This is a genomic window from Mediterraneibacter sp. 210702-DFI.5.30 (genome assembly GCF_020560115.1).
In the GTDB taxonomy this organism is placed as follows: domain Bacteria; phylum Bacillota; class Clostridia; order Lachnospirales; family Lachnospiraceae; genus Mediterraneibacter; species Mediterraneibacter faecis.
Genome location: NZ_JAJCME010000007.1, coordinates 54,496 through 68,081, shown reverse-complemented (window position 1 = coordinate 68,081; position 13,586 = coordinate 54,496). Strand labels below are relative to the sequence as shown.

At 42.6% G+C, this 13,586-nt stretch carries 10 protein-coding genes and 1 tRNA gene; 1 reads left to right on the top strand and 10 read right to left on the bottom strand.

Features of this window, described 5'->3' with window-relative positions; genetic code table 11:
• Positions 1-55: 55 nt before the first annotated feature.
• The 3 genes from LI126_RS09060 to LI126_RS09050 form a co-directional block, all read right to left on the bottom strand.
• Positions 56-649, bottom strand: coding sequence for a xanthine phosphoribosyltransferase (locus tag LI126_RS09060; RefSeq protein WP_015527944.1), 594 nt, complete (start codon positions 647-649; stop codon positions 56-58).
• A 246-nt stretch (positions 650-895) separates the two neighbouring features.
• Positions 896-966, bottom strand: a tRNA-Gly gene (locus LI126_RS09055).
• Between the two features lie 86 nt (positions 967-1,052).
• Positions 1,053-1,289, bottom strand: coding sequence for a hypothetical protein (locus LI126_RS09050; RefSeq protein WP_020435856.1), 237 nt, complete (start codon positions 1,287-1,289; stop codon positions 1,053-1,055).
• 389 nt (positions 1,290-1,678) lie between these two features.
• Here LI126_RS09050 and LI126_RS09045 point away from each other — a divergent pair, with 389 nt between their 5' ends.
• Positions 1,679-2,029, top strand: a complete 351-nt coding sequence (locus tag LI126_RS09045) for a DUF6465 family protein (protein WP_117915978.1) — start codon at positions 1,679-1,681, stop codon at positions 2,027-2,029.
• 93 nt (positions 2,030-2,122) lie between these two features.
• Here LI126_RS09045 and LI126_RS09040 read toward each other — a convergent pair whose 3' ends face one another.
• The 7 genes from LI126_RS09040 to addB all read right to left on the bottom strand — a co-directional run bounded on the left by LI126_RS09040 (position 2,123) and on the right by addB (position 13,475).
• Positions 2,123-2,758 carry an endonuclease III domain-containing protein gene (locus LI126_RS09040; protein WP_117540980.1) on the bottom strand — a complete coding sequence of 212 codons (636 nt, stop codon included), beginning with the start codon at positions 2,756-2,758 and terminating at the stop codon, positions 2,123-2,125.
• Positions 2,759-3,817, bottom strand: coding sequence for a putative ABC transporter permease (locus tag LI126_RS09035; RefSeq protein ID WP_227165237.1), 1,059 nt, complete (start codon positions 3,815-3,817; stop codon positions 2,759-2,761).
• Positions 3,818-3,899: 82 nt separating this feature from the next.
• Positions 3,900-4,343, bottom strand: a complete 444-nt coding sequence (gene rpiB, locus LI126_RS09030) for a ribose 5-phosphate isomerase B (RefSeq protein WP_227165236.1) — start codon at positions 4,341-4,343, stop codon at positions 3,900-3,902.
• A gap of 361 nt (positions 4,344-4,704) precedes the next feature.
• Complete coding sequence (locus tag LI126_RS09025; protein WP_055147643.1) at positions 4,705-5,907, bottom strand: LL-diaminopimelate aminotransferase; 1,203 nt, start codon at positions 5,905-5,907, stop codon at positions 4,705-4,707.
• 223 nt (positions 5,908-6,130) lie between these two features.
• Complete coding sequence (locus tag LI126_RS09020) at positions 6,131-6,391, bottom strand: DUF1294 domain-containing protein (protein WP_020435862.1); 261 nt, start codon at positions 6,389-6,391, stop codon at positions 6,131-6,133.
• A complete protein-coding gene (gene addA, locus LI126_RS09015) occupies positions 6,388-10,107 on the bottom strand; it encodes a helicase-exonuclease AddAB subunit AddA (RefSeq protein WP_227165235.1) in 3,720 nt (1,239 codons plus the stop codon). Before addA ends, LI126_RS09020 begins: the two co-directional genes overlap by 4 nt.
• On the bottom strand, positions 10,104-13,475 hold the full coding sequence (gene addB, locus LI126_RS09010) for a helicase-exonuclease AddAB subunit AddB (protein WP_227155859.1): 3,372 nt from the start codon (positions 13,473-13,475) through the stop codon (positions 10,104-10,106). The genes addA and addB overlap by 4 nt, the downstream gene beginning before the upstream one ends.
• Between the last annotated feature and the right edge of the window lie 111 nt (positions 13,476-13,586).

Sequence of the window (13,586 nt, the reverse complement as noted above, 5' to 3'; positions counted from 1 at the left end):
ATGTTTCAAAAGATTTTCTTAAGCTTACTATAGCTTTTTTAAAAATATTGGTCTTTTAGTTCTCTGCATTCTGCTCTCTGAAGAAAATCTGACCCGTAGAAGCGTCCATTCCGTCCACAATTGCCAGTGACTCCAGCTGGAATCCAAGATTACGGATGATTCTTCCGCCTGACTGGAATCCTTTCTCAATTGCAATTCCGATACCTTCTACTGTAGCTCCTGAAGACTGAACGATCTGAATCAGTCCCTGCAGTGCACATCCGTTCGCAAGAAAATCATCAATAATAAGTACATGATCATCCTCTGAAAGGAACTTCTGTGAAACGATCACATTATTCTTACACTTATGTGTGAAAGATTCAACCTCTGCCACATACATCTCGCCGTCTAAATTGATGCTCTGAGACTTCTTTGCAAATACGACCGGTACATCAAAGTGTTCTGCTACGATACAGGCGATTCCTATACCGGAAGCTTCTATTGTAAGAATCTTATTGATGTTCTTGTCAGCAAATCTCTTCTTGAATTCTGCACCCATCTGATTCAATAGTTTAATGTCCATCTGATGATTCAGGAAACTGTCAACCTTGAGAACATTGCCCTCTTTTACAATACCGTCTTTTACAATTCTTTCTTCCAAAAAATTCATCTTTCTACCTCTTCCTCTGTAATTTCCCCAAAATGTGTTACTGCTCAGTGTAACCCCAAAAATATTTCTTAAAGTATAGCACAACTCCATATAAGAAACAACGTTAACAGGACGAAAAAATAGTACAAAAATAATTGAAAAAAAGCACTTTCCTTATCCGGTTTATCAAAACCGAATCTATGGAAAATGCTTCGCGCTATTTCTGTACAACTTTGATTCTGCCCTACAAAATTAGGGCAACAAAAAAGCGGGTGATGGGAATCGAACCCACGTATCCAGCTTGGAAGGCTGGTGTTCTACCATTGAACTACACCCGCATTTCGTGTCTTATCTCTGACACGAGTAGTATCTTATCATACTCTTTTTAAATATGCAAGTACTTTTTAAAATTTTCTTATATTTTTTATTTTCCCATCTCCTGCAGTGCACGGATAAATTCCAGATCTTCTGCACGAAGCTTCAGATTTGTCTCGTAATGAGCTCCGTTCGGTGCTGTCACATTGATCTCGATGATTGTGCCTTCCTCAACTGCATTCTGAGCTACTGCTCCTAAGAACATTGGAAACTTCGGATGATTTCTGCGAAATGTATCCATATGTCCTTTTAATTCCTGTATCTTTCCAAGCTGTGAAAAATTCATATCAACTTTCCTTTCTGCCCTGACGACTTTTACCTTATTTTTATTATGATACCTACGGATTGCTCCATTGCTATGCAATTCCCGCAATCCTCGAACACCTCAAACTCCCATAAAATGGCGTATTCACACCATTTTATTCCGTTTTCGGTGTTCGGCGTGTCAATAAGTATAAATTGCTTATTTGTGCAAGCACAAACGCAATTTATACTTTTGACACTTACATCATAATATACGAATCTGATAAAAAATACAACTTTTTTGACTTATTTTCCACTTCGTTATATAATAGGAAAAGTGACCGATGTCCCCCTTTTTACTAAATTATTTCAACCAGCAAGGACAGACATCCCGGACTTCGGTTTTCAGATTAGAGAAAAGAGGTAACATCCATGAGCAAGAGAACAGATAAGAAAAGACAGAAAAGATTTAATGAGGTACATCCGACTACCACAGCACCAGCTGCTCAGCCTGTAGTAGAGACAGCTGCACCAACAGCTGAACCTGTTCCGGAAGTGACTGTAACAGAAACAACTGCACCAGTAAATGCTGCTCCGGCATATGATCTTTTCATCCAGTATCAGAACGGCGAATATGACGCTGCTGTACTTGCAGAGAAGATTCTTGATAAATGCAAAGCTGAAGGTATGGACAGCTCCGACCTTAAGATCTATGTAAAACCTGAGGATAAGAAAGCTTACTATGCTTGTGCCGGCGGAACAGGTGCTATTGAGTTAGCTTAGACTGATAGAAAGAAAGTCTGTGAAAGAATCTATCTACTCTTAAGATTCTTTTCACAGACTTTTTATTTTGACTGTTATACCCTGATCTTTTTACTATACTCCGACCTTTTTGCAGACATCAGCAAGACAGCATCTGTCGCAATATGGTTTCGTTCTTGCAGTACATATCTCTCTTCCATGATAAACAAGACGATGGCAAAGGTCACTTCCTTCTTCTGGCGGGATAATCTTCCACAATGCCATCTCCACCTTCTTCGGCTCTTTAATTCCATCTACCAGACCGATCCGGTTTGTCAGGCGGATACAGTGTGTATCTGTCACAATTGCCGGCTTTCCAAACACATCTCCCATGATCAGATTCGCGCTCTTTCTTCCGACTCCCGGAAGTTTTAACAAAGCATCAAAATCATCAGGAACCTTTCCACCATATTCATCACGAAGCATCTTCATACAGGCACTGATATCTCTCGCCTTACTCTTTCCAAGACCACAAGGACGTACAATCTCTTCAATGTCTTCCACCGGAGCTTCTGCCAGTGCTTCTACTGTTGGATATTTCTCATAAAGACCTTCCACGACTACATTTACTCTTGCATCTGTACACTGTGCTGCCAGCCTTACACTGACCAGCAGCTTCCATGCCTGATCATAATCAAGCGTGCATCCTGCATCCGGATACTCTTTCTTCAGTCTTTCAATCACTTCAAGCGCACGCTGTTTCTTTGTCATTTATTTCACCTCGGCATTTTTCTTTAATTCTTCCATCGCATTCTTGAACTTGTCTGATACTGCTGTAGGGTTTCTTCTCAGCTGTCTCATAGCATTTACATAATTTCTGTCTGTACGTGAGCCTAATTTCTGTCTCTCACTTAATATATTGGAACGCATCTGGGCAAGTTCTTTTCTCCAGTTCCCTTTCGATTCAGACTCTTGTGCTTCATTCTCCTGTCGGACAGTACGAAGCAGTGCCTCAACCTTCTCTGAAAGCTGTGTAAGCTGTTCTTTTCGTTCTCTACGCTGTTCTTCTATCTTCGCAAGATACAATTCTTTTCTTGTCTGCTTCTCCGCTGCTTTCATCTCTTTACGCTCTTCATACAACAGATAGCTGTCCTCAAGCCTCTCCTGTACCCCTTCAGATGCACGTTTCAATCGTTCCTGAACACCTTCTGATGCATCTTTCAGTCTGTCCTGCATTTCCTCAGAAGCATCTTTCAGGCGCTCCTGCATCTTCTGGATCTGTTCTTTGCTGGCTTCAAGCTGTACAAGGATACGTTTCATATCCATAGCCTCGTTGAAGGACTGTGTGAAGTCAACTGCTGCTGCGATTGTCAGAACAAATGCAAGGATATCGGCTATTGTAACCGGAATCAACAATACCATATGTTCAAATGGAATATGTACGACCTTTACCATAAGAATGGAGAATGCTCCCCAGCACAAGCTTGCCACTGGACAAATGTATCCTCTGACATTAAATTTCAGGTTTCTATAATCCCAGTACCTTACGTGGAACAAACGCTCCATCGTAATTCCTGTAAAATACTCCAGGATTGTCGCACCGATCATTCCCATAAGAAAGACAAGCAGGATGTTATCTCTGACCGGAATCGTCACGATCAGAACAACCATTGCTCCGGAACCATAGAGCGGAAGCATCGGACCATGCATAAATCCACGGTTCACCCAACGGTGCTTTCTGACAGAAACATAACAGCTTTCCCAGATCCATCCCAGAAAACTGTAGAGAAAAAAGAATAAAACCCATTGTGATAAATCGTATTCCTGCATTTTTCTTCCCCTTTTTTAAAAGACTTCCGCGCTCTGATAAAATGTAACGCAGAAGTCTCTTTCTTGAAATCTTTGTAACTGTTTAGTTTCTCTCCTCGATCTCCATCAGCAGATCTACTCTGCGCTGATGACGGCCGCCTTCGAATTCTGTATTGATCCATGTATCAACGATCATCTTTGCAAGTTCTCCACCTACTACACGAGCTCCAAATGCAAGTATATTACAGTCATTATGTGCTCTTGACATCTTCGCTGTAAATGGCTCGCTGCAGACACATGCGCGAATTCCTTTTACTTTATTCGCTGCGAGAGAGATTCCAAGTCCTGTTCCGCAGATCAAAATCCCCTTCTCTACTTCTCCTGCTACAACTGCACGGGCCACTTTCTCTCCATACACCGGATAGTCACAGCTGTCTGTTGTATATGTTCCATAATCTACAACCTCATGACCTTTCTCTTTCAGAAATTCTACGATTTCTGCTTTCAGCTCCAGTGCGGAGTGATCGTTACCAATACCAATTTTCATTTTAACGTTCCATCCTTTCTACATTTCAAATATCAAGAATGCCTCCGCATTCTTGCTGCGAGGTGCGCGTCATGCGAATGCAGGACATATTTCTCCTGCGCACCTCTGCAATCCTGCCAGAGGCTATGTCAGATGGGAGTTTATCTCACATCTGATATACCGTTTCTATCATACCAAACTTGTACGGTCTTGTAAACTCACACCGGATTTGTTTCTAATGTAATACAAAATGTTGCTGTTCAGGATTCCCGCTTTGCCTGACAACAAAAAGAGAAGCACGAACAGCTTCTCTTTTTCCTTCTGTAAACCATCACTATGATAACTTTCTTCTGTTATGCACGTAATCCGTTCACTTTATATCTTAGAATAATGAATTAAAACGCTCCATTGCTTCTTTTGTCTTCTCATGTTTTCCAAAGGATGTCAGACGGAAATAATTCTTTCCATTTTCTCCGAATCCTGCTCCCGGTGTTCCAACAATCTGAGCATTTTCAAGGAGATAATCAAAGAACTCCCAGGACTCCATTCCCTTCGGGCACTCGAACCAGATGTATGGTGAGTTCACGCCGCCTGTAAATGAGATTCCTTTCTTCTCAAGTGTTTCAGCGATCATACGCGCATTTTCACGATAATATCCGATATTCTCCTGACACTCTTTCATGCCCTCTTCTGTGAATACCTTAGCTCCAGCATACTGAATGATATACGGTGTTCCGTTGAACTTTGTACACTGTCTTCTGTTCCACATATTGTGCAGGCTCAATTTTCCGCCATTTGATGTCTCAAACACAAGTTCTTCCGGAACAACTGTATAGGAGAAACGTGTACCTGTGAATCCTGCTGTCTTAGAAAGGGAACAGAACTCGATCGCACATTTCTTTGCGCCCTCAATCGCATAGATGCTTCTTGGAAGTGTAGGATCTGTGATAAATGCTTCGTATGCGGAATCATACAGGATCACCGCATCATTTTTCAGTGCATAGGCAACCCATGCCTCTAACTGCTCTTTATTATAGCATGCTCCTGTCGGGTTGTTCGGAGAACACAGGTAAATGATATCTGCCTTTACATTTTCATCCGGCATTGGAAGGAAATCGTTTTCTTTTGTTCCGTTCATATAGATAATATTCTTTCCATCCATTGTATTTGTATCTACATAAACAGGGTAAACCGGATCTGGAACGAGAACCACGTTATCCTTTGCAAAAAGCTCTGTAATATTTCCTGTATCACTCTTTGCGCCATCTGAAATAAAGATATCTGTAGCTTTTACTTCTACGCCATTGCGTGCGTAATAATCTGCGATTGCTTCCTGTGCAAATGCATAGCCCTGCTCCGGTCCGTATCCTTTGAATGTCTCAGATACTGCCTGAGAATCTACTGCTTCATGAAGTGCCTCGATCACACTCTTTGTCAATGGCAATGTTACATCACCGATTCCGAGACGGATAATATCCGCCGCTTTCTCCGGATGTGTTTCCTCATATACTTTTACTCTTCTTGCGATCTCTGCAAAAAGATAACTGTCTTTTACATTCTGATAATTTTCATTTAACTTTGGCATCTTGTCAAACTCCTTTCCCAGCTGCTTTCATGCTATTCACAGTATTCTGCAACCAATAACTCTAGTATTCCTATGTGTTATATTAACAGATTTTTTTTCATTCGAAAAGAAGTTGAAAAAAAGAAACAAGATTTTGTAAAATCTTGTTTCTTTGATAATAATTTCAGCACTTTAACTGTGCAAATTGATGATGCGATAAAGAACATTTTTCTTTTTTTCTTTCTTACAAAAGCCAGATGATCAGCAAAATTACCTCCACAACAAAGATCACAGGCACTGTAATCATAAATTTTGCTTTCCGTATCTTATGCCGGAAGCACATCATACCTGCGATTGCTCCTGCACTTCCACCGATCAGTGCAAGGATTAACAGCGTTTTCTCCGGAACCCTCCATGCGCCTTTCTTCGCTTTCCATTTATCAATCCCATAGGTACAAAATGCAAATAAATTGATAAATATCAGATAATACCAGAAATATTTCATAAGATGATCTCCTCCTTCAAGGCAAAGGAATAGATGATTTTCTCCTTCACCGGCTTCTCTAACAGTTGCTCCAACGCCTGGGCATAGTAATCAAGCTGTGCATGGTACAGTTCTTTCAATTGAGATGCATTTCTGACTCTATCCGTCTTATAGTCCAGTAGTACAAGCCCGTTTTCCTCCTCGAACCAGACATCAATAATTCCCTGGATGAGAATGGTCTCTTCCTTTCGATTTTCATCCGCTTCCTGACTTCTCTTCTGAATGTCCTGATAGATCTCCGGATAGATTTCTGATGCAGCTACTCCGAGAACAAATGGCTGTTCCTTCCGAAGCTTTCCATTTCCTGCTGCTTGTGTCATTCGTCTTCCACTCTCGCTATTTAAAAACGCAAGAATATCTTTCGTGCGGATACAGTCTGCCATCTCTTTTGACAGTCTCCCTGCCTGATAGAACAGTTCGATTTCTTCTTTCAGAAGTTCCTCTGTATACTCTTTTGAAAAATCATGAAGCTCGAGAAATTTATGATAAGCACTTCCCCTTGAAGCTCCTGTCAGGCCTTCTTTCTGTTCTTCCATGAAATGCGGAAGCAGTGGCAAAATCTCCGGCTCCTGAATCAATTCTTCTCCTGCTTCTTCCTGCAAAGACTCACGCTTCTTCAACTCTGAAACTGTAAATTTCAGCTTCATTTTTCCTTCTTCTTTATATGGATACAGGAAATTCATCTGCTGTTCCAGCTTTTCTTCCGCTCCCGGAAGATAAACCTTCGTTGTATCCCAGTGTTCAAGCACTTCTCTTGCGATCACTTCTGCCTGTCGCTGTGCATCTTCTGTAAAATCCATCTCTCCTGCATCAAAAATCCGGACTTTAATCGGCAATTGCTGCACCTCTTCACTTTCTGTTTTAAGAATTCCACATAAATCAGCTTCTCTCTTGAGATCTTCTTCCTGAAGAAGTGCCGGAAGAATCCAGTCCAGATAACGGTTTGCACCTTCTAACTGATAAAGGCTCAATGGAGATTCCCTGTCTGTCATATGATTCACATATGGTTCCAGGCCGTCTTCTCCTATTTTCAGACTGCCTGTCAGAATCAGTTTTTCTTTCGCTCTTGTCATCGCTACATAAAGCACACGGAGTTCTTCTGCAAGATTCTCAAGCTTTGTCTTCTCCTGGATCATTTTCTTCAAAAAGGTCGGTGCCTTTGTCCTCATCTTAAGGTCTACAACGTCAATTCCAACTCCGTTTCTCGGATGGATCACAATACTTCCTTTCAGATCCTGTGTATTGAATTGCTTTCCTGTTCCGGCTACAAAAACGATTGGAAACTCCAGACCTTTACTTTTATGAATACTCATAATACGGACTGTGTCATCCTGCTCGTCTATGATACTTGCTTCGCCATAATCAACATCATATTTTTTCAGTTGCTCGATATAGCGTACGAAATTAAACAGACCTTTATAACTCGTCCCTTCAAATGCTCTTGCTTTCTCAACAAGCATTTCTACATTAGCCTGTCTCTGTGCGCCCCCTGGCATCGCACTGATAAATAACCCATAGCCGGTTTTATCAATTATTTCCGCAAGAAGGTCATGGATTGCCGTATACGGAAGAATTTCCCTGAAATGATCCAATACCACGAAAAACTTCCTCAATTTTTCCTGTACCTGTATTGCCTGCTTTTTGTCCACAGTTTCCGGAATTTCTTCCGAACTCAGGCTGCAAAATCCTTCCACTGCCTCGTAAAACAACTGATTCGGATATGCAAGACGAATCACTGACAACTCTACTGCCGTCAGACCGGCAAACGGTGAAGTCAAAACTGCTGTCAATGGCAGATCCTGTCTTGCATTATCAAGAACTTTCAGATAATCCAGAAGAACACTGACCTCATACGTCTCGAAATATCCTTCTCTGCTCACAGAGTATGCCGGAATTCCCTCCTCGGCCAGTATGGACGCAAAAACTTCTGCCCACCCCTGTAAACTTCTCGTCAGAATCACCATATCCCGATAATGAACCGGGCGGTATTCTCCTGTCTCCTTATCAAGCACAACACCCGTGCTTAGAAGTTCTTTCATTCTCTGTGCGATCATCCGCGCCTCTTCTTCTCTCGCTTCACTGCTCCGAAGTCCCGTCTGATTATAAAGAAGCAATTCCGTCTGATCCGTAAACACATTTTCATCCGGTAATTCAGGAAAAGAGGCTCCCAAATGTAGTGCCGCCTTATCATCATAGATAATTTCTCCGAATTCCTTCCGCATCAGTTTCCTGAAAATATAATTTGTACTGTCAAGTACTTCTCCTCTGCTTCGGAAGTTCCTGTCAAGATCAATTCTCTGCCTGCTGCTCTCCTGCGTACTGTAGCTGTTATATTTTCCCATAAAGAGTTCCGGGCGCGACAAGCGGAATCGGTAAATACTCTGTTTTACATCTCCAACCATAAAAAGATTATTCTGTCCTGCCGACTCTCTTGACACACTCGTCAGAATTGTTTCCTGCACCAGGTTACTATCCTGATACTCATCAATCATAACTTCTTCAAAGCGTTCCTGATACTCCTGTGCCACTGCTGACGGAACCAGTTTTCCTTCCTTTTCTTCCGTCAGAATCTGAAGTGCAAACTGTTCCATATCACTGAAGTCCAACAGATTTCTCTGTCTCTTTTTCTCCGAAAATGCCTCTGCAAAAGCCTGTACCAGCAGAACTAACATCTTCATTGCTGTCTGCGCCTCTTGCATATCCCTGATCCACTCATCAACAGGCGCGTAGAAATAGTTTGCTTTCAGATCTTCTATCAGTTTCTTGGCCTGTTTTCTGAGCCCCTGCGCTTTCTCTTTCAGCTCCGGATCGACTGTCGGATCTTTCTTTCCTGACAAACGTTTCCATGTAAAATCACTGACGATCTGCTCTTGCTGACAAAATGTCTCTGCTTTTTCCAATTGCTCAATCTGTACCAGATCAGAATCTAACATTTCACCATACATATACGGACCGGCCGGAAGTTCGCATACTTCTATCGCCTGTTGAACAAACCCTTTCACATCTGTAAGATTCTGCCTTACTCTTGCCTTTGCTTCCTGCACGACATCTGCTTCTTCCATCTTCTCCGGATCGATCTCATAATTATCCACACATTCCTTCAACCACTTTTCCGGCTGTGGATAACTTCTGGAATATTCATAAAGCTGGAGGATAAGTTCCTCGATCTTCTGATCATTTCTTCCTGTTCCATACTGGTCAACAAAGTTTAAAAATGCCTCGGATCCCTCTGCATAGAAATTCTCGATCAGCTCTTCTAAGACATCCTGCATCAGAAGACGCAATTCTCCTTCTTCTGCAATGCGAAAGGCCGGATCAATTCCAATCACATGAAAATGATCCCGGATCACCGACAGGCAGAAACTGTGGATTGTCATGATTGACGCATTGTGGATCAATGTGGACTGCTGCTCCAGATTCACATTTCCCGGCTGCTCTTCCAGCTTCTTTTCAATTGCTGCACCGATTCGTTCTTTCATCTCTGCCGCCGCTGCTTCCGTATAAGTCACAACCAGGAGACGGTCTACATCCGCGGGATCATTTTCATCTGTTATCCTGGAAATAATCCGTTCAACAAGTACCGCTGTCTTTCCGGAACCTGCTGCTGCAGATACGAGAATGTTGCGATCACGCAAGTCGATTACTTTCTGTTGTTCTTCTGTCCATTTTACGCTCATTCTCCTGCCTCCCCTTTCTCTTCCAAAATACCAAGACGCGCTTTCATAGAATTCAACGCTTCTTCCAAGGTATATTTTCTTAATCTTCTGTACTCACAGCCTTCAATCCTCTGGTCAAATCCGCAGATATCCCTGCACCCACAGTAATCACAGCCTGTCATCTCATCAAGTACATACGGAAGTGCCGCAACCTCTCCCTGATACATCACGTCCTTCAGCTCTTTTTCTTTCTCTTTCGTGTACGCAAGAACCGTATCAAAGTTCTCCTTTGATAAAGCTTTTGATGCCGAACCGAGCGTTCTGTTCTTATTCATCCGCAGCGGATAGAATGTTGAAGTTCCACTCAGATTCCGCTCCAGATGCTCAACTACATTTTCATCTGCATTGATCAGTCCATCCAGCTTCAGCTCTTTTAGAATACTTTGCTCAACTTCCGCTTTTGTCTCTTCTTTCTTCACAATCGGATCCTGGATCCTGTAATAAAAAATACCGGCCGGAAGTACTTCTTTCTCCGGATGTTTCTGCCGTTCGATCTCCAGTGCCGCATTCAGATAAACCGGAAGCTGCATCTGCAAACCGTGATAGAATGCTGTGATATCAAATGCTTTCCTTCCAGTTTTATAATCTGTTACCTTCACATAGACCGCATTTTCATCTTCACACGTATCAATTCTGTCAATCTTTCCGCTTCCGAACTTAAATTCACACCCGCTCGGCACAAAATCGCCTGCCGCCATCTGCTGTGTCAGTGCCCAGACGGACCGGTTGATCAATTGCTTGATTCTGTGGATCATATACTCATTACGTGCAGATGAAAATAGAACTGTATTTCCATAATCCAGAATACTTTCTTCTACACTTTCATCAATCAGCTGCTCCCGCTTCTCTTCCGGCATTGTAACCCAGTCCAGACCTTCCTCTTCTACCTTGTGTGCAAATCGCTCCAGTGCCTGATGTGCAATATTTCCCAGATCCATTGCTTCGAACCCATATTTCTCCCGTTCTGACAAACGAAGTCCGTAATTCAGGAAATGTGCATATGCACAGGAAGCAAAACGTTCCAGTCTTGTTACGCTGACACGCTTTGGATCCAGGAAGAGTTCTTTTGCTACTCTACTTCCAAGGCTCGGCTCATCCTTCCGGTAGAAACCGGCTTCTATCATCTGCTTCAGAGTTTCCTGACTCTGTTCATCCTTTACAAACCATCTGTACAGTTCTTTCCAGGAATCATCCAGTCCATGCTCCCTCTCTCTTAAACCTTCTGCAATCTGCAAGAGTCCGCTCTTTCTCATCATCTCATGATCAAGCAGCCCCTTTCTGTCTTCCTCTACCGGAACAAGTACCGGGAACAGACGCATCAGATCCTGGATCAGATACGCTGGACGAAGTGCTTTTCCTTCCCCGGATACTTTCGCCCAGGACAGATACAGAAGTTCTGACGGTTTCGTCAGATTCATATAGAGATAAAATTTCTGAATATATAATTTCTCTTTTGGTCCGGGAGAAAGATTCATTTTCTTCTCCTGAAACTGTTTTCTGTCTCGCTCGGAAAGCAGACCTCTTGCCCCTGCATTTCCTGGAAGAAGCGTATCATTTGCTCCGACAAAAAATAATGCGCGGATATTTTTGATACGTGTTCTCTCCATATCTCCGATCACAACCTGATCCAGACTTGGAGGGATCACACCTACTTTCGCCTCTTCAAGTCCTGCATCTAAAAGTTCACAGTATTCCTTCAAAGGAATCTCTTCCTCCCCCAGAAGTTCAACGAATTTATCAAATAATTCCAGAACAATACGATAAATCTGTGCATATTCCTTCGCCAGTGCCAGTTCTCCATCTTCCTGGAATTTCTGCTCCAATTCTGCAAGCTGTTCCTGGATCTTCTCCTGAACCAGATATTCATAAACTGCAAGTGTGATCTCTTTTACCGTCTTTTTTCTCTTCTTCAGGACTGTATGCAGCGGTGTCAGTTTTTCCACAAAGCGCATGCGCAGATGGTTCAGTTCTTCCAGTTCTTCCTTTGTCGTCATCGGTGTCTTTCTCACCCAGACCTGATCCCATTTCTTAAATCCTTTCAGATCCAGCGCAAGACAGTAATTTTCCAGACGGTCTACTTCATCTCTTGTAAACCCACACAGGCTGGTCCGCAGATAACGAAAAACGCTTTCGTAAGTATAGTTCTGTTCTACCATCACCAGCAAGCTTCTTAAATACTCTACAAAAGAATTTAATAAAATACTTTTCTTATGATCCATAAAGACCGGGATTTCATATCGATCACATGCTTTTTCCAAAGCATCTGCATAAGTACTCAGATCCGAAGCAATCACTGCGATTTCCCGATATCTGTACCCTTCTTCTCTCACCAGACGCCGGATCTCCTCTGCCACATACTGTGCCTCTTCCCGTGGTGTATGAACTTCATGAAGAGAAATTGACCGCATCTTCTCTCCACTGTATTTTCTTCTGGAATAACGAAATAGTTCCTCTTCCAAAAACGCCATCTCCGGATTCTCTTTGAACCGATACGACGGATTCTTGCATAACCAGACCGGCTCATCAATCTCCACTCTCACTTCCTGCGCCACTTCCGTCAGTGAAGTAACCATCTGCTTACTCAACGCAAAGAGCTGATACGGATGCTTATAGACAAACGGATCTTCCCTCCGATCGATCTCAGCTGTCAACATAATCTTGTCGCACACTTTCAGAAGTTCCCCGATCAGCCGGTTCTGCACCGGTGTAAATCCGGTAAATCCATCCATTGCGATCACACTGTCTTTAAGCATTTTCGCTTCCGGTACAGTCTGACTCAACACATCAAGTAATTCTTCTTTTGTGATATATTTATCACGCAGATAATCCTCAAATCCTTCATATACTTTACGGATATCCTTTAACTTATAATACAGATAACTTTCCGGATTCAGTCCTTCCATGAAAGAATCAAGCTGTTCAAAATCAATTCCATACTGTGTGAATTCTGATATCACGGACTTCACTTCGCTGATATATCCCTGCTTCTTAAGATTTCCCTTAAGAACGGTCAGCTCATCTTCGTAATTTCCTGCAATCTTACGGAGCACCAGATTCTTACCCTCATCATCAAGGATCGGCTGTCTTTCCTTTCCTGTCTCTTCAAAAACACGGTGAGCCAGACGTCCAAAACTTAAGACATCAATATTCATAATACCGCCACGCGGATGTGCCATACACAGGTCCTTCTGCGTCTGCATTGTAAACTGCTCCGGAACCAGAACAAGATAATTCTTCTCCGGATGACAGATTGACTCCTTAACAATCTGCTGATATAAATAATGGGACTTTCCGCTTCCAGAATTCCCGAAAATAAACTGCAATGACATGCTCTGACTCCCGCCTTTCTTCTTAATATCTAAGCAAAAGACAGGCTGTCGTTCACAGGAATGAGCCATATCTCTCAGCCTTCTCTGTGCCCGGCAGCCCGTCTGGGTTTT